Source organism: Klebsiella sp. RHBSTW-00484 (assembly GCF_013705725.1).
Taxonomy (GTDB): Bacteria; Pseudomonadota; Gammaproteobacteria; order Enterobacterales; family Enterobacteriaceae; genus Klebsiella.
Genome location: NZ_CP055481.1, coordinates 1,111,456 through 1,128,621, shown reverse-complemented (window position 1 = coordinate 1,128,621; position 17,166 = coordinate 1,111,456). Strand labels below are relative to the sequence as shown.

16 protein-coding genes and 3 pseudogenes are annotated in these 17,166 nt (G+C 48.9%); 6 read left to right on the top strand and 13 right to left on the bottom strand.

The features are described from left to right. The first annotated feature begins 81 nt into the window (after positions 1-81). On the top strand, positions 82-1,518 hold the full coding sequence (gene ltrA / locus HV213_RS05435) for a group II intron reverse transcriptase/maturase (RefSeq protein WP_309509538.1): 1,437 nt from the start codon (positions 82-84) through the stop codon (positions 1,516-1,518). A gap of 75 nt (positions 1,519-1,593) precedes the next feature. Here the strand turns inward: ltrA (HV213_RS05435) and HV213_RS05430 are convergent, their stop codons facing one another. Beyond that, entirely contained in the window at positions 1,594-2,166 is a 573-nt protein-coding gene (locus HV213_RS05430; RefSeq protein ID WP_082238090.1) for an IS66 family transposase, read from the bottom strand. On the opposite strand from HV213_RS05430, the gene HV213_RS05425 reads away from it, so the two are divergent. Then, on the top strand, positions 2,154-2,528 hold the full coding sequence (locus HV213_RS05425; RefSeq protein ID WP_082238089.1) for a hypothetical protein: 375 nt from the start codon (positions 2,154-2,156) through the stop codon (positions 2,526-2,528). The two genes, HV213_RS05430 and HV213_RS05425, sit on opposite strands and share 13 nt — an antisense overlap. Before the next feature lie 107 nt (positions 2,529-2,635). Here the strand turns inward: HV213_RS05425 and HV213_RS05420 are convergent, their stop codons facing one another. Further along, positions 2,636-3,604: an IS110 family RNA-guided transposase gene (locus HV213_RS05420; RefSeq protein ID WP_181245052.1), complete on the bottom strand. Its 969-nt coding sequence runs from the start codon at positions 3,602-3,604 to the stop codon at positions 2,636-2,638. 218 nt (positions 3,605-3,822) lie between these two features. On the opposite strand from HV213_RS05420, the pseudogene HV213_RS05415 reads away from it, so the two are divergent. Continuing rightward, positions 3,823-4,069, top strand: a pseudogene (locus tag HV213_RS05415) (IS66 family transposase); the annotation flags it as partial. A 165-nt stretch (positions 4,070-4,234) separates the two neighbouring features. Here the strand turns inward: HV213_RS05415 and ltrA (HV213_RS05410) are convergent. From ltrA (HV213_RS05410) to HV213_RS05385, 6 genes are all read right to left on the bottom strand, one after another. After that, complete coding sequence (gene ltrA, locus HV213_RS05410) at positions 4,235-5,647, bottom strand: group II intron reverse transcriptase/maturase (RefSeq protein WP_155005807.1); 1,413 nt, start codon at positions 5,645-5,647, stop codon at positions 4,235-4,237. A 647-nt stretch (positions 5,648-6,294) separates the two neighbouring features. Further along, entirely contained in the window at positions 6,295-7,239 is a 945-nt protein-coding gene (locus tag HV213_RS05405) for a DMT family transporter (RefSeq protein ID WP_014837253.1), read from the bottom strand. After that, positions 7,236-8,054 carry an amino acid ABC transporter ATP-binding protein gene (locus HV213_RS05400; protein WP_014837252.1) on the bottom strand — a complete coding sequence of 273 codons (819 nt, stop codon included), beginning with the start codon at positions 8,052-8,054 and terminating at the stop codon, positions 7,236-7,238. Before HV213_RS05400 ends, HV213_RS05405 begins: the two co-directional genes overlap by 4 nt. Positions 8,055-8,058: 4 nt before the next feature. Further along, entirely contained in the window at positions 8,059-8,721 is a 663-nt protein-coding gene (locus HV213_RS05395) for an amino acid ABC transporter permease (RefSeq protein WP_074075383.1), read from the bottom strand. Further along, positions 8,718-9,389: an amino acid ABC transporter permease gene (locus HV213_RS05390; RefSeq protein WP_042933959.1), complete on the bottom strand. Its 672-nt coding sequence runs from the start codon at positions 9,387-9,389 to the stop codon at positions 8,718-8,720. The genes HV213_RS05395 and HV213_RS05390 overlap by 4 nt, the downstream gene beginning before the upstream one ends. A gap of 23 nt (positions 9,390-9,412) precedes the next feature. Further along, on the bottom strand, positions 9,413-10,261 hold the full coding sequence (locus tag HV213_RS05385) for a transporter substrate-binding domain-containing protein (protein ID WP_074075384.1): 849 nt from the start codon (positions 10,259-10,261) through the stop codon (positions 9,413-9,415). 156 nt (positions 10,262-10,417) lie between these two features. Here HV213_RS05385 and HV213_RS05380 point away from each other — a divergent pair, with 156 nt between their 5' ends. The 3 genes and pseudogenes from HV213_RS05380 to HV213_RS05370 all read left to right on the top strand — a co-directional run. Further along, on the top strand, positions 10,418-11,371 hold the full coding sequence (locus HV213_RS05380; RefSeq protein ID WP_014837246.1) for a LysR substrate-binding domain-containing protein: 954 nt from the start codon (positions 10,418-10,420) through the stop codon (positions 11,369-11,371). A gap of 86 nt (positions 11,372-11,457) precedes the next feature. Next, the gene (locus tag HV213_RS05375; RefSeq protein ID WP_074075385.1) at positions 11,458-12,675 is read left to right on the top strand and encodes a M24 family metallopeptidase; all 1,218 of its coding nucleotides are present in this window, start codon (positions 11,458-11,460) and stop codon (positions 12,673-12,675) included. Between the two features lie 219 nt (positions 12,676-12,894). Continuing rightward, positions 12,895-13,191: pseudogene (locus HV213_RS05370) on the top strand (IS6 family transposase); the annotation flags it as partial. Here the strand turns inward: HV213_RS05370 and HV213_RS05365 are convergent. The 5 genes and pseudogenes from HV213_RS05365 to HV213_RS05345 form a co-directional block, all read right to left on the bottom strand. Then, complete coding sequence (locus HV213_RS05365) at positions 13,075-13,317, bottom strand: hypothetical protein (RefSeq protein WP_014837244.1); 243 nt, start codon at positions 13,315-13,317, stop codon at positions 13,075-13,077. The pseudogene HV213_RS05370 and the gene HV213_RS05365 overlap by 117 nt on opposite strands. Positions 13,318-14,442: 1,125 nt before the next feature. Next, positions 14,443-14,752, bottom strand: a pseudogene (locus tag HV213_RS05360) (transposase); the annotation flags it as partial. A gap of 31 nt (positions 14,753-14,783) precedes the next feature. Next, a complete protein-coding gene (locus tag HV213_RS05355) occupies positions 14,784-15,266 on the bottom strand; it encodes a hypothetical protein (protein WP_049239073.1) in 483 nt (160 codons plus the stop codon). Between the two features lie 77 nt (positions 15,267-15,343). Continuing rightward, positions 15,344-16,123, bottom strand: coding sequence for a hypothetical protein (locus tag HV213_RS05350; RefSeq protein ID WP_049239072.1), 780 nt, complete (start codon positions 16,121-16,123; stop codon positions 15,344-15,346). A 234-nt stretch (positions 16,124-16,357) separates the two neighbouring features. Beyond that, positions 16,358-16,519, bottom strand: a complete 162-nt coding sequence (locus HV213_RS05345) for a hypothetical protein (RefSeq protein ID WP_040216727.1) — start codon at positions 16,517-16,519, stop codon at positions 16,358-16,360. Between the last annotated feature and the right edge of the window lie 647 nt (positions 16,520-17,166).

The following is a 17,166-nucleotide window of genomic DNA, read 5'->3' as shown; positions in this document are numbered from 1 at the left end:
TGCAACAAGGGAAGTCCATAGCGATGTTCGTCCGGCAGACGGGCAACGACGTCTCGTGAGGGGCTGAGTCGGTTGTTATGGATGGCGGATGGGGGCGTAGTAGTTATGATACTGAGTAATGTCAGAGGAGCGAAGGCCCCCTGTTGCAGTACCAGTGTACCAAGCAGGAAGAGCCCGGGGATTGGCATCAGCCTAACAACTCCGCTCGAATCGGTTCAGAACCTACAGAAGACACTACAGGCGAAAGCAAAGAGTAACGCAACGGCTAAATTCCACAGTCTGTGGGATAAGGTTTGCCGCCCGGATGTTCTCGTGGAGGCTTACAGGCGATGCCGTCTGAACCGGGGAGCCCCCGGCACGGACGGTGCGTCCTTCGCCACCATCGAACAACAGGGTTTAGGACAGTGGTTGCGAAGATTAAAGCAGGAGCTAAGCACTAAACAGTACCAGTGCTCGCCCCTGTTGCGTGTATGGATCCCCAAAGCCAACGGCGGACAACGCCCGTTGAGTATCCCGACAATAAAGGACAGAGTGGTTCAGACGGCGGTGTTGCTCGTTATTAACCCCGTTTTGGACACCGATCTGTCCCCACGGCAGTACGGCTTCAGAAGTCACATCGACGCCAAAATGGCGATACGCAGAGTCTACTTTAGCATCTCTGAACGCTTCGCCAGAGAAGTCGTTGATGCGGATCTATCTGATTACTTCAGTACGATCCCTCATGGGCAACTGATGAAATGCATCGCCCGAAGGATAACTGACGGAAGCGTACTTGGGATAATCCGCCAGTGGCTCAGAGCCCCGGTAGTGGAACGGACCAGACAGGGGGTCGAAATTCGGACCACAGTTGCCCGTAACACTCATCGTGGAACAGCACAGGGCTCGCCAATAAGTCCGTTACTGGGAAACCTCTATTTCAGGCGATTTATTCTGGCATGGAATAGCGGGACTCCTTTCTGGGAGAAGAACAGCGAAATCGTCAATTATGCCGACGATCTGGTGATATTGTGTAAAAGGGGAACCGGAGAACAGGCCATGACAAGGATGAAACGCCTGATGGAACGGCTGGGGCTGATCGTTAACGAAAGTAAAACCCGGCTGGTCGTTTTACCTGAAGGGAATTTTGATTTTCTCGGATATACCATTGGCCGATTTTATGGCAAAGGCGGACGCCCCTACTGGGGAACCGCAATATCCCGAAAAGCGATCAAACGGCTCAAACAGGAAATACACGCCCAGACTACGTCACGCTGGAACTGTACCCCCATAGCTGAAAGAGCGGAAAGGTTAAACCCGCTTCTCAGGGGCTGGGCCAGTTATTTCAATCAGGGGCCAGTGTTACAGATTTACCGTGACATTGATATCTATACGGCGAGACGGGTCAGGATCTGGTTACAGAGAAGAAAAGGTCAGCGGGGAACGGGATATCGCCAGTATCCCGACCAGTACCTGTACGAGCAGTTAGGACTGATACGCCTGCTGGATCTCCCCCGTAACCGCCCGAACGCGAAGGTCTGATGTGCTGCAAGAGAGCCGGATGCGGGAAATCCGCAAGTCCGGTTCGATGAGAGGGATGTGGAAACGGAGTCACGCTCAGGACAGTAAGGCACCACCAATCGAAAGAGGTGGATTAACAGATATGCCTGGACTAAAACCACCGCGCCACATCTCTACTCTACCTATTTCCACATGCCCGTCGTGGCAGTAACAGCACAGCGCATCCCAGTGGTTTTCTATATAGGCGAACGCTTTACTCAACCGGGATTTTTTCGACAGCGTCTTTTGTTTTTCATCTATCAGCGCTTTCAGCGACAGCATTAGCGGCAGGCTTTTCTCCTGCCTGATCGCCAGCCGGCATTCTGCACTTTGCCCGCGTATTTCCGCTTCTGTTGCATACAGCGCCCTGATTAGCGCCAGAGCCTGCATCAGCGTCGGGTTTCTCCGGGTATTTATCACGATATCATAGATCTTTCTACGGGCATGGGCCATGCAACCTGCTCTTTTCAGCGGCGGACCATTTTCTCTTTGCGCGGTGAACTGACTGTTGTATCCCGCATATCCATCAACCTGGAGCACCTTCCCTCCGAACCCGGCGAGATGTTCTTCAGCGTATTTACCGTTACGCCCTGCACTCCAGGCGAACCAGACCGCCGGTGGCGAGTGGATTCGGCGGCATCACACAGAAACGGTCGTCGTCAGCGGGCCGCGATGACGGCGCGCCTGCGTGGATATCGACCAGTATCGACAACCTGGACAAAGCCGATCTGTTCATCAGGGCTGCAGCACAACTGCCGATTTCTTCGTCGGTGCGCTATCACTCAATCATTGGCCAGGAGAGCCCGGATACGCCGCTGGTCGAATCCAGTGATGGTCTGGTGCCTTACTGGGGTTCGCACCTGAGTGGCGCGACATCGGAGCGGGTCATCTCCGGTGGTCATAGCGTGCAGGAAACAGCCCCGGCTATCATCGAGTTACGCCGTATTTTGCATGAAGATATTGATGCTCTGACTCCACTGACAGAAGACTGAATAGCCCCGGATTTACTGGACAGTTTCGTGCCAATGTTGGACTGACCCCACCCCGGTAGACGATCCTGCCCTATAGTTTGAGCATAGCAACTGTCTTTCGAGCGCGACTACGAAGCATGCTGGTGATACATCGGATCCCATGCTTCATTCTTTTTCGGCATTGCGTTCAGGATGGTCAGCAATTTTCTGATGCAGGCCGTCAGTGCAACTTTTTTAGGCTTTCCTGCGGCAACCAGGCGTGTATAGAACTCTTTTATTACCGGGTTGTGCCTCGTCCCAACCAGAGCTGACATATAGAGAGCTGTACGGACGGAAGCTCGCCCTCCGAATACTGTTCGGCGACCGCGCATCGTGCCGGAATCCCTGTTTACTGGAGCAACCCCAATAAGAGCGCTAATTTCACGTCGAGAGAGCGAACCAAGCTCAGGAACTTCAGCCGGCAATACAGCAACAGTCGCAGCCCCAACACCTTTAACTGCACTCAGTAGATCAGATAACTCACTGAAATGGTCCTTGATGTGAATCGCCATTTCACCTTCAATGCGAGCCAGCTCACCCTTCAGTGCCGAAATAATTGATTTGATGCTTTCATAACTCTGAGGATGCGAAGGATGTAATCGGTTTCGTTCGGCTGTAAGCATGATTGTTAGTTGTCTGCGTCTGACCACCATCGCTGTCAGAATCTGCCTGTGTGCGTCAGGCAAGGGACGGATGTATTTTTCCCGTTCCGGGTGCTGGTTAATCACTTCAGACATCTGAAGCAATACTCTGGCATCAATACGATCCGTCTTCGCAAGATAGCCCATTGCACGGGCAAAATCTCGAGCCTGACGGGGGTTAATGACGACAACGTCAAAGCCTTCTGATTGAAGATGACAAGCTACACTTGACTCCAGCCCTCCTGTTGCTTCCATGAGGATCAATCTTGTCTCATTTCGCTTCAATTCTCCGATAACTTGAGTAAAACCGTCACTTCCATTTGGTACAGTGAACTGGCTGGCATTATTGCTGATTGCAATATCCAGAGTACCTTTTGAAACATCTATGCCTGCACAACGTTGATTTGACACGCTCATCTATACCCCTCCTTGCAAATACGATTTGAAGTTCGGACAACTGTTCGGGCTTCAGATGAACGGCTCAGCCTGTGCGTCAATCGCTATGCTACGGGCTTCAATAACCCCGGGAGGAATCGGACTACACAGACCTTGCCAAATCTAAGCCAGTTCATAGTAATCCACTTTCGAGATACAAGGAGGAGCGTATGGGCACACCACGATTTACACCTGAATTTAAGGAAGAAGCCGTCCGTCAGATAACGGAAGCTGTATACCGTTGAGGCGGAGATAAGGGGAATGCCGGCGGAGCAGCGCCTTGCTGAACGTGAGCGTAAAACGAAACCGCTGCTGAAATCCCTGGAGAGCTGGCTGCGTGAAAAGATGAAAACGCTCTCGCGACACTCGGAGCTGGCGAAGGCCTTCACGTACGCCCTGAACCAGTGGCCAGCCCTGGCGTACTATGCGGAGGACGGCTGGGTCGAAGCCGGTAGAGTAGAGATGTGGCGCGGTGGTTTTAGTCCAGGCATATCTGTTAATCCACCTCTTTCGATTGGTGGTGCCTTACTGTCCTGAGCGTGACTCCGTTTCCACATCCCTCTCATCGAACCGGACTTGCGGATTTCCCGCATCCGGCTCTCTTGCAGCACATCAGACCTTCGCGTTCGGGCGGTTACGGGGGAGATCCAGCAGGCGTATCAGTCCTAACTGCTCGTACAGGTACTGGTCGGGATACTGGCGATATCCCGTTCCCCGCTGACCTTTTCTTCTCTGTAACCAGATCCTGACCCGTCTCGCCGTATAGATATCAATGTCACGGTAAATCTGTAACACTGGCCCCTGATTGAAATAACTGGCCCAGCCCCTGAGAAGCGGGTTTAACCTTTCCGCTCTTTCAGCTATGGGGGTACAGTTCCAGCGTGACGTAGTCTGGGCGTGTATTTCCTGTTTGAGCCGTTTGATCGCTTTTCGGGATATTGCGGTTCCCCAGTAGGGGCGTCCGCCTTTGCCATAAAATCGGCCAATGGTATATCCGAGAAAATCAAAATTCCCTTCAGGTAAAACGACCAGCCGGGTTTTACTTTCGTTAACGATCAGCCCCAGCCGTTCCATCAGGCGTTTCATCCTTGTCATGGCCTGTTCTCCGGTTCCCCTTTTACACAATATCACCAGATCGTCGGCATAATTGACGATTTCGCTGTTCTTCTCCCAGAAAGGAGTCCCGCTATTCCATGCCAGAATAAATCGCCTGAAATAGAGGTTTCCCAGTAACGGACTTATTGGCGAGCCCTGTGCTGTTCCACGATGAGTGTTACGGGCAACTGTGGTCCGAATTTCGACCCCCTGTCTGGTCCGTTCCACTACCGGGGCTCTGAGCCACTGGCGGATTATCCCAAGTACGCTTCCGTCAGTTATCCTTCGGGCGATGCATTTCATCAGTTGCCCATGAGGGATCGTACTGAAGTAATCAGATAGATCCGCATCAACGACTTCTCTGGCGAAGCGTTCAGAGATGCTAAAGTAGACTCTGCGTATCGCCATTTTGGCGTCGATGTGACTTCTGAAGCCGTACTGCCGTGGGGACAGATCGGTGTCCAAAACGGGGTTAATAACGAGCAACACCGCCGTCTGAACCACTCTGTCCTTTATTGTCGGGATACTCAACGGGCGTTGTCCGCCGTTGGCTTTGGGGATCCATACACGCAACAGGGGCGAGCACTGGTACTGTTTAGTGCTTAGCTCCTGCTTTAATCTTCGCAACCACTGTCCTAAACCCTGTTGTTCGATGGTGGCGAAGGACGCACCGTCCGTGCCGGGGGCTCCCCGGTTCAGACGGCATCGCCTGTAAGCCTCCACGAGAACATCCGGGCGGCAAACCTTATCCCACAGACTGTGGAATTTAGCCGTTGCGTTACTCTTTGCTTTCGCCTGTAGTGTCTTCTGTAGGTTCTGAACCGATTCGAGCGGAGTTGTTAGGCTGATGCCAATCCCCGGGCTCTTCCTGCTTGGTACACTGGTACTGCAACAGGGGGCCTTCGCTCCTCTGACATTACTCAGTATCATAACTACTACGCCCCCATCCGCCATCCATAACAACCGACTCAGCCCCTCACGAGACGTCGTTGCCCGTCTGCCGGACGAACATCGCTATGGACTTCCCTTGTTGCACGATCGATCAATCGTTATGCGTGCTGTCACCACTACCCCGGTGGGTATGGCCGGTGCTTTTCTCACTCTCTTCCCGGTCATCGTCGGCCTTCCCCGTTATTATGGCGTGTCGGCACCCACGACGGCATTTCGAGGCCTGCTCAGTGTTCACTCACGTTACGGCCCGCATAACCCGTTGACTTCCTTAAGAAGCCGTTTCAGGGAGAGCTTCAGCCCATTTGTTACCTCCTGGACCGCCCCCTGTACTTCCGGCCGGAGCGAGAGTTAGCCGGGTCGGACTTTCACCGACGGAAAGATCGTGCCTTGCAAGGCACACATAATAATTTTGCTTATAGAACGCTCATATTCATCTTCGCTATAACGACAACGAAAGCTATATAAAACCTGTTTTTTGGTTTTGTTAGCCATGCCTCTGCTTTATACCAGCGGGTAAATTTAGCAAATGATAAATATATGATTATCTGAACCTGTGCTCACCCAGTAATTATCTTACCCTACGAATAATGTCACGATTCATTATCATATTAACCGACGACGGTGTTCTATACCGTCGCCTGAACGCAACGGCAGTGATGATGGCAATGCACCGCGGCCAGAACCCCGCCCAGTAACAGCAGGATAGCGGCACTTTCCAGCAGATCCGGGACACGCCTGAGATAAATAAAACCGTATAACAGCGCGAAAAGGGTTTCGAAAACCACCATTTGGCCCGTCAACGATACCGGAAGGCGCCGGGAACAGAGATTCCACGCCATATACCCCAGCCACGAAGAAAACACGGCCAGCACCACGTTCATCGCCCAAAAGATCGTTTGGACATCCTCCGGTAACGATAAATCAACACTGGAAAACCCACAAATACTGACGATGAGCCACAGCAATAGCGAGAGGCTTCCGGTACACAAGCCAATCAGCAGCGACCACTGGTTGTTGTTGTAAGGGAGCGTTTTCAGACTACGGGAGTTCTCGACTGCGTAACGGCTCCAGCACAGCAATGCGGCGAAGGCGCAAAGCATCCCCAGCATCGGCTGTTTCCCACCCGTTATTGGGTGTGCGGACGACAGTTGCGCATGCAGATTAATCAGCACCACTCCGGCGACGATCGCCGCCATTGGCAGCATTAATTGCCGGAATGGCGGCGCATGCTGGTCTCTGCGGCTAAGCAACGGAACCATCACCGGTATCAAGCCAATCACTAACGAGGTCGCAGCGATGCCAACCTGCTGTACGGCCGCCGCGACCAGCAGAAAATAAAGCACATTGCTCAGTAGTGAAAGACGGATCAGCGTCAGCAGATCGCGATGATGCCAGACGCGGGCAATGCTGCGCCATTGCGGAATAAGTAAAATTGCCGCCAGTACGCCGTAGGTTGCAAAACGTCCGCAGGTTAGCAGCAGCGGTGAGATCTCGGGTAACAACATCGGTGGCAGGAAAATGAATCCCCAGCATGCACCTGCCAGTGCGCCGCAAGCAATCCCCTGCTTCATGCTGACTCCTGCAACGCCGTTTCAGGCAATCTCGCCCCCGACTGGCGTTCACTCCACGACGACAAAAAATACTGCAGCCGCGGGCTTTTTGGCTGATGGAACAGTTGCGCTGGCGGTCCCTGCTCTTCAATGCAGCCATCGGCAAGAAACAGCACCCGATCGGAGACTTTAGCGGCAAACCCCATCTCATGGGTCACAATCATCATGGTCATACCATCATCGGCAAGATTGCGGATGACCTTTAGCACCTCCCCGACCAGCTCCGGATCAAGCGCTGAAGTCGGTTCATCGAACAGCATAATGGCGGGTTTCATGGTCAATGCCCGGGCGATGGCAACGCGCTGCTGCTGACCACCGGATAACATCGCGGGCCAGCTATCGGCTTTGTCTGCCAGACCAACCCGTGCCAGTTGCGTTTTCGCTTCGGCGTAGGCTGCTTCACGGGAGACCTTTTTAACCCGCCGCAACGGCGTGGCTACGTTATCGAGTACCGTCATATGCGGCCACAGATTAAACTGCTGAAAGACCATACAGACGTCGCGTAACGCCTGACGATTTTCCTTGTCGCTTAAACGCCGGCGTTTTTCGCCGCCGAGAGATTCATAGCCGACGCACTCGCCATTCACCACAATGCCGCCGGAGCTATAATCCTCCAAAAAGTTAATACAGCGTAACAGCGTAGATTTACCCGACCCTGAGCCGCCAATCACGCAAATGACTTCTCCGGGAGTAATGCTGACATCGATACCACGTAAAACATGGTTTTCGCCATAATGTTTATTGAGATTGTTAATCTCAATGGCGTAATCACGCATAGTATTAACCTCGGCTTAATTGAGAATAAGAATAATGGCGCTCCATTTTGTTACCCAAACGGGAGATACCGACCGCGATCCCCCAATAGACAATGGCCATTAAGACGTAGATTTCAACCATCGCATAGGTCTGGTTGGCAATGGTCATGGCGGTATTGGTAAGTTCACCGACCGTAATAATGGATAGCACCGACGACTCTTTTACCAGAATAACGCTCTGACCAATCAATGGCTGAATAATTCTCGCGAGCATTTGCGGCCAGACAATGAAAGTAAATATTTTCCATGGACTTAACCCCAGGTCTGCCGCCGCTTCAACTTGCCCGCCAGAGACAGCATTACGGCCCGCACGGAATATTTCCGCAAAATAAGCGGAACCATAACATCCCAGGCACAGTACCCCGACCTGTTGCGCCTCGAGATTAATACCAATATAGGGACCACCATAAAAGACTAAAAAGAGCTGCACCAGTAACGGCGTGCCGCGAAACACATTAATCCATGCATGATATATCACATTAAATAACGCCGGTTTTTGTCTTTCGAGAAGAAAAAAACACAGCCCGATCGCCAGCCCCAGCAGGATGCCGCCGAGACTCATTTTTAGGGTCATTAAAATACCGGCGGCAATGGCATCTTTATAGGTAAAAAGTATTTCAACATTCATTGTGCTAATACCCTTTGAGCCGAAGATGAGCGGTTTTTCTCTAACCTGGCGCCAACAATACTCAGCCCCCACGAGGTCAGAAAATAAAGGAGCCCGCATGCCGTATAAAACTCCAGCGGCCGATAGGTGGTTGAGGCCAGCGTTTGAGTAACTCTCATCAACTCATGGACCGCCACCACCGAGACCAATGCCGAATTTTTGATAATATCGATGGTTTCATTAATCAAAGCCGGCATCATGGTGCGCAACACCTGCGGCATCTGAATATAAAACAGCGTTTGCGCCGCTGAAAAACCAAAATCTCGTGCCGCCTCCAGTTGGCCTTTGGGCAACATTTTAAAGCCGGCCCGAAGAATCTCTCCTTGAAAGGCAGCGGTATTTAATGAGAGAGCCACAACCGCTGCCAGCCATGGTGAAAGGGTGATCCCTACGGCGGGCAAAGCATAAAATATTAATATCAACTGAACCAGTAGCGGTGTGCCACGATAAAAACTGACATAGGTTTTGCAAAAACAGTGCACGAGGCGTCTCGGAGAGTTTAGCCCCAGACAAATTAACCAACCGAGAATCAATCCTATGACAATCGCGCTCAGCGATACCGCCAGAGTACTGAGCACGCCGATTAATAGCTGAGGGAAATAGGGAAACACCACTGAAATATCAAACATATTGCCCTCCAGTATCCATCAAATTAATTTGCCGGGGTCGGCACTTGCTCAGGAACGGCCATAGAAAAACCCAGCCACTTCGTTTGTAGCTGCGCCAGTTTTCCCGATTTATTCAACTGCACAATGCCGTCGCTGATAAATTTGACCAGTGAGGCGCTATCCGCATCCTTTCTTCCGGCCCATGCATACCAGGTCGCCGGGCCAAACGGCGGGCGTACAATTTCAAACGTATCACCACGGGTCTTCACCAACGGCGCGAGGTTCGGCAACGATTGTACAACCGCATCAACACGGTGCGCCGCTAATGCCGCGTAGGCTTCGTTATAATCAATAAAGGCTTTTATTTCTTTAACGCCGTGACCGGTGGTGGGTTTAAGTACCGATGCTTCATATTCTTTTAGCACCGCAATTTGCGGCGCCCCGGCCTGGCTGGCGACAATCATGCCCTGGAGATCTTTGGCGCTATTAATGCGGCTATCCCCTTTGCGTTTCAGAATGGCCACGCTGGCGTCAGAAAAGGGAGCGGTAAAGGCGAATTTTGCTTCACGATCGCGGGTGATGGTTAAAGAAGTTGCCACAAAATCGAATCGCTTGCTTTCCAGACCGGGTAAAACCCCCTGAAATGGAATATCCAGCTGAACCACTTTCACCCCGGGTAATCCTTTCATCACTTCCGTGAGAATATCTTTTCCCAGACCGACTATTTTGCCATCTTCAAGCATTTCAAAAGGGGCATAGCGTGCTTCGGTGGCAATCACTATTTCTTTTTTTTGCTTAATATCATCCAGTAAATCAGCCTGGGCCGTAGATATCAATAATGGCGAAAGTTGTAAGACAGACATTGAAAGTAACAGCCACAGTTTATTTTTCATCAGAGTTTCTCCGCGAGTTTGAATGACGCTGATAATATTTATTCATTCGTTTAGCGGCGACAAACGGTGGTTTCTAACTGATAACTATTAGCACGGCTAATGATGCTTTTGGCATGAATAGTGCTTATTGCAGGTTATTTAGCAACAGGGAAACCGATGATGCAACGTAAACCAGGTTTGCCGTCCCTCGACGGTTTGCGCTACTTTGATGCCGCAGCGCGTAATCTCAGTTTTACCCGTGCCGCACAGGATCTTTTTCTTACTCAGAGTGCAGTAAGCCAGAAAATTCAATCGCTTGAGCAACAGCTTGGCTACCTGGTCTTTCACCGCACGCCCGCAGGGCTACGCTTAACTCCGCAGGGTGAACAGCTGTTTATCGGGGTGCGCCAGGCCTTTGCCATCCTCGAAACTACGTTGCACCAAACCGGTGAAGAAACCCTTGAGGGCACCATAAAGATTCGGGTTATGCCGTCCTTTGCCACCAAATGGCTGCTTCCCCGATTGCATCAGTTTTATGAGCAGTACCCTATCAGCCTGGAAATTGATGCCGATATGACGCCCGCCAATTTTAAATCTGACGCGGTCGATATCGCCATTACCCCTTTTTGGGTTGATGATAAAAATCTAATTCAACGGCATCTGTTCAACGATGTGATCTATCCCGTGATCAGCCCGGATTTGTTGAAAACCCGGCATCTACACAGTTACAGCGAACTCTGTGGTTTGCGCTTACTGCATGATTCCATGCCGCAAAATGCCTATAGCACCCATTGGCGCTCCTATTTTGCCCGCCTCGGGCTGTATGACCTGAATGTCGAGGCAGGAACCGGCTTTTCCCGCGCCGACCTCGTGCTCCAGGCCGCCTGCGCCGGCCAAGGAATCGCCTTAAGCCGTCACTCTTTGTGTGCGACGGAAGTGAGCAATGGCGCACTGATTCGCCCTTTTACCGATATCGTCGAAGACGGGCAGGTGTGGTTAACCAGCCCACGTAATAATGAGAAACGGCCACGCGTTCAGGCGTTGATTAACTGGCTGACAGAAGAAACCGCACATCATATTGCAGAGCGAACGCAAATTCTCGGCGAATATACGCTGCATAAGTCCGGCTAATGACGGCAAATTAATAATCTCCGTTTGTCGCAAGATATCGTTTTCCAGATGATGGCAACACGCCATTATCAACGACGGAGTTTATTATGAGCATGCCAGATATTATTGAATTAGCTAATGGACAAAAAGTTAAGGGAACCTTCAGCACCCATGAAATGCAGCGCCGACTATCGGGATTACGCGCCATCATGGAAGCAGACAGTATTGATGCAGTTATTTTAACCTCGATTCATAATATTAATTACTACGGCGACTTTTTATATTGTAGTTTTGGCCGCCAGTATGCCCTGGTGGTGACGCCGAGCCAGTCATTTTTAATTACCACCAATATTGACGGAGGTCAGGGATGGCGCCGTAGCTACGGTGCAAATATTGTTTACACAGACTGGCAGCGTGATAATTATTACCGGGCAGTGTGTAAAGTGGTTCCTGAAGATAGCCGGAGGATTGCCCTTGAAGGCGATCATGTGACAATCGAACAGCGCGCTAAATTTTGCCATTACTTATCCCAGGCAGAGTTTATGGATATTGCCCCGGCGACGATGCGGATGCGGATGATTAAGTCCGCAGAAGAGATTGCACTGATTAAAATTGGTGCTCAGGTCGCCGACCTCGGCGGCGCAGCATGCGTCGCAGCGATTGCCGAGGACGTTCCGGAGTATGAAGTTGCCCTGGCGGCCACCTCGGCGATGACCCGGGAAATAGCGAAACGCCTGCCACATATTGAATTACGCGATACCTGGACGTGGTTTCAGTCTGGCCTGAATACCGACGGCGCCCACCATCCGGTGACTACCCGTCGCCTGAAGCAAGGAGATATTTTATCGCTGAACTGTTTTCCGATGATTGCCGGCTACTATACCGCGCTGGAGCGAACACTGTTCCTCGGTCAGCCCAGCGATGAGCAATTGCGTCACTGGGAGATCAACTGCGAAGTACACCGCCGTGGTCAGGAACTTATCCGCCCAGGCGCCCGTTGTTGCGATATCGCCGCCTCGCTCAATGAGATTTATCGCGAGCATGACCTGCTGCAGTATCGGACTTTTGGCTATGGCCACTCCTTCGGCGTACTGAGCCACTATTATGGCCGCGAAGCCGGTTTAGAATTACGCGAGGATATTGAAACTGTTTTAGCACCGGGAATGGTTGTCTCAATGGAGCCGATGATCATGCTGCCAGAGAGCATGCCGGGACACGGCGGTTATCGTGAACACGATATCTTGGTTGTCAACGAATCAGCCGCAGAGAACATCACCCATTTCCCCTATGGCCCAGAGCACAATATTATCGCCGTCAATCAATAAACATGTCGGTTAACACCTGCGCCGCCCGTAATAAGAACCACTAAGGGCGGCGGTTTCTCCACGCTGATGGTTAATCAATATTCACTAATCAACGTTCACAATGTGTTGTGACGGCAGGCGACTAGCGTCTGCATAATGACTCGCCTCGCCATTCAAAACGGTTCTGTCGCATTAAGCGCTAGCTCAGGTAATATACTGTTTTTTTTACATTATATTCCCATACCTTTAATCCGAAAAGCCTTCAAACGCCTGCATTATCCCGTCGGTATTATTGCTAAATGTGTACGCTGGTACCTAGCTTACTCACTCAGCCTGCGAAATCTGGAAGAGATAATGTCTGAGAGGGGGATTGTCGTTGACCATTCCATGCTTCATCGTTGGGTTATTTGTTTGGTGCCGTTACTGGAGAAAGCGTTTCGCCAGAATAAACGCCCCACAGGGTATCGTTGGCGAATGGATGAAACCTACATCTGGGTCAGAGGCCAGTGGAAATATTTGTACCGCGCAGTGGATACAGGGGTAAGTGAAAACGCTGGCCTGTTGCCACTGCCAGCATTCACCCGTCTCCGGTGAGATAACCGGCACTGTGGGCCCGCAGTAGTCGATAAAACATTTTTCACCGGCGAGATGTTGCTGGCGCATGGAGCGTTTCTGCGACTGGCACCAGGCCTGATATCTACGCCACAAACCTGAAAACAACCTTAATTGACTCGTTTTCGGGGTTATTTTTCATTATTTGAATTGTGTTTGCGATTGTTTTACCTAAAAACAAGCACTTAAGCCGAATATGAAAAAGCAGAATCAAACGTGTCAAATGTTCAGATACAGGCCTTTCAACCTGAAAGCGAATCACATAAAGGTGAACGGTCAGTTCATCCATGTTTAACCTGAATACGTCATTGATGCCAATATGAAAAATCAATTTTTACAATATGTTACGGGATGTCGGGTGAAGATGAAAGGCAATTTCCTTTCATCCGGGTTCCTCTATACAACTCGAATGCAATCATAAACCAGTTTGCGTAGCAGTTTTTTTAGCTAATATGTCGCTTTGTCCGTTCCTATTTGATGCGTCCTTTATCAGCTTGTAATCAAAAAAACAAGATCATTTTCATAAAGTTACCGAAAAGGCTCCAAGAGGAACTATCGGAATTAATGTTCCTTTTATTCCAACAGGAAAAGGTCTGAATATTTAGCAGCGATAAGCATCACATGAAAAGCGTCCATTTTCCTTTTAAATATGTAACTTTATGATTTTTATTAATTTATTTTATTGCACTCATAAATATTTAAAATCCTTTTAAAAACGATCAACCCCCTCTCACTTTAATGCAAAATTAAATCAAAATTTATCATTTTTTCGCATTTTTTTGAATCAGTGCAAAACCCCTTAATCCCCTTCAATGCCGCGCCACACAAGGGCTGTCGTTATTTTTTCTGGCAGTTCTGTTTGTGCAAGTGCGTATTCTGCTCTGATCGATCATGTTTTCGCGTGGAACGTCGATCAGCTATTCGTCCCCTGTATCAGCATAGTTGTCGCCTCAATTTTTTAGGAGATATTTATGCAAGGATACGAAACATCGGTTGATGCTAAAGAGAAAGGGCTGATATGGCTTTTGCCACCATACTGCTGGTCACATTGAAGATCAGCGCCTCAGTTGTATCAAAATGGACATAAGCCAGTTCCTTTTGGAAAATATTGTCTGGGCAATCGGCTTAATGATTAACTCAGACTCGGGGCGAGCGTCTCTGTGGCTGGTCAGGTTCTCAGGCAATACGCACGCTTTCTGGCATACCCGTCTTCGTCATTTTGCTCAACGCGTGCGCCATGACCAGAGCCTCTGCTACCTGGCCAGTCCTTCCGGCTGATCTGATTTTTCTGTGGGTCTGCCTGATAAGACCCGGGAAAGCTTCTGCATCTGTCACATTGTTCAGCGACAGGTCGACGGGGGGGGCGGATAATTTGATGCGTGTTCACATCAACGGTCAGATGCAGTTTTCGCCTGATACGACGGCGCTCTTTGCCGTGTTGTTTGACTTTCCACTCGCCCTCCCCGAAAACTTTCAGGCTGGTGGAGTGTGAACTGGTACAGTACGTATCAGATACATCACTCTGATTCGTCGGGGATACCATGCATCATATTGCTGTCACCCAGATGTTGTTCCCAGACATCATCGCATTTTATCGTACTGATTTCTTTCCCCTGTTTTAAAACAGTTATTTCCCCATCAGTATTTTTCCCATCATCGATATAGGAAACAGAGTAAGTATACTCGTTTTCTGGTATGTTCAATGTATGTATCGACACGCCCTCAGCCCTACTGTAATTCCAGGCCTGACTTAACTGGCTCACATTTTTTACCAAAGTGATTTCAGGAATCACCCCACCCCCTCCGTTAATATCCGATTTACCGAATAAATAAGTGACCTCATTATTATTCCTCAACACAGCCACTTCTTTAGTGGTTTTACCTTTTATGATACACCCGAACAGAACATCTGAATCTCCATAAGGTGATGCCATTACTGAACAGGAGGCGGTTATTACCCCCAGAGTGATTACATATTTCAGTTTCTTTAAAAATTTCATACAAACCTCCTCTAAAAATAAAAAAATATATATAAGAAGCACTTACCCCAAAGGTAAGTGCTTTGCCTCAAAAATGCCTATTCAATATATACAACAATCTTACCATCTGATTGTTCTGTCACGGTAATATCTTTAGTTGTCCCATCACTAATCTGAGCAAATCCATAGTGCCGTTTTCCTTCACTTTCAGTTAACGTTACGTTCTCACATTGCTGTGAGTACTGGCGTAGTTGCTTATGATAGATATCCGTTACCACCTCACATGCTGAGCGCTCCAGCATTGTTTTGCTACTGTTGAATGCAAAGTTCCCGATGCCATATACAACCCATATCCCAAGCCAGACCAGCAACAGCATTTTCCCCTGACCAACGGCTTTACAACGTTTAGCAATATAAACTGGCGAAAAAAGAATCCACCATTTTGAAAAACTTGCCTTACCATGTTTATCCAGTAGCTTCCAGTCCATATAGAACAAGATAATCAGGGCAATCATAACGAACAGATTAACCGTATAGTTGACAGCTAAACTAAACAAACATGCGGATAAAACGCCGATAAGAAACAATCCCGTTGCAATCCAGATATATTTTTCATGTAACGACGAGTTGTCTATGTTTAATAATTTACGGATACTCTCAGCGCTTACCAAATCAGACTTTTTACGATCGCCAACAATAAAAGAAATCAATTTATTATTATACAGTGACCTGGCTTCATCGTTTAACAAAATGGATTTCATTTCACGGATGAATTTTAAATCTGCATCATCACGCTCACTTACTTTTTGTATCGCATGGTTTAATTCATCAACGCTGGCATTCATATCCAGCTCAAGATATTCATAATAGTTTATCATGATAATTCCTTATCTTTACATAATAGCCGAAATATTACAGAGAACGTTAAACTGGTATACTTCAAGAGTATTGAACAGGAGGGGAGTATGGCGGTAGATATAAAATAATTATTAAAATACGTAATCATTTCCCTTATTGACATAACAAAAAAACAATCCCTATACAAACAAGTAACATGAATAAAAAACCAATGCCAAGATAGGCTTTAAAAAGCCTCTTAATTCTTTCTGGTTTCATTTTGACCTCACGACTACAGCAAAAAGAATAGCACCAAATATGGGGTCTATAAGCATACTGATAACAAACCATATGAAGAACGAACGGCCACTGGCCTGAGCCAATTTACCAATAACTATCGATGCTCCGATCCACAAAAGTAAAAGAATAAATGCCATCGTTGGCTCCTTGAAAAATAGCAATAAATGATTGAAGTGGTGGTTTAAAACCGTCACTTTGTCCGGTAAGCATGTTGAATGGATGGGCAGACTTATACCTGCCGCATTGAAACATCCTTGCTATAGGCACATGGTGCATCTCCTTATTGTCACCCGGTAAGAATCCTGGCCTGATTCTAATTAAATCCTCTCTAAGATAGGGAGGTTATGAGTGCAGGTAAAATTGTTATTACCGATCGAATTTCAATAATTGATCTGCAAAATCTATCGATAAAAACGATCAATTACTTATATTTAATAGCTTATAACTATCATTGCAATGATATCGATCGTTTTTGTAGATCAGTTTATGCGGGGGATGTGGTGTATTAAAATTGATGAGGCAAGTAGTGGATATTTTTTATTCATTAAAATCATAAATATATGACATTTAGCATAACCTTCTAGTCAAAGGTATGACCACAATCGTCGCACTCATATCTGTCAAACAGGAGTCCATCAAGGGCTGAGCCGGTAACCGCTCCCGCAGTTGCACCAGCCACAAATCTCCCTAGCACAGCACCAATAACTGCCCCGGCCGCTGTCCCTACTACCGGCACGACAGAGCCAATTGTAGCCCCCGTACCTGCGCCGCTAAGTGCTCCTGC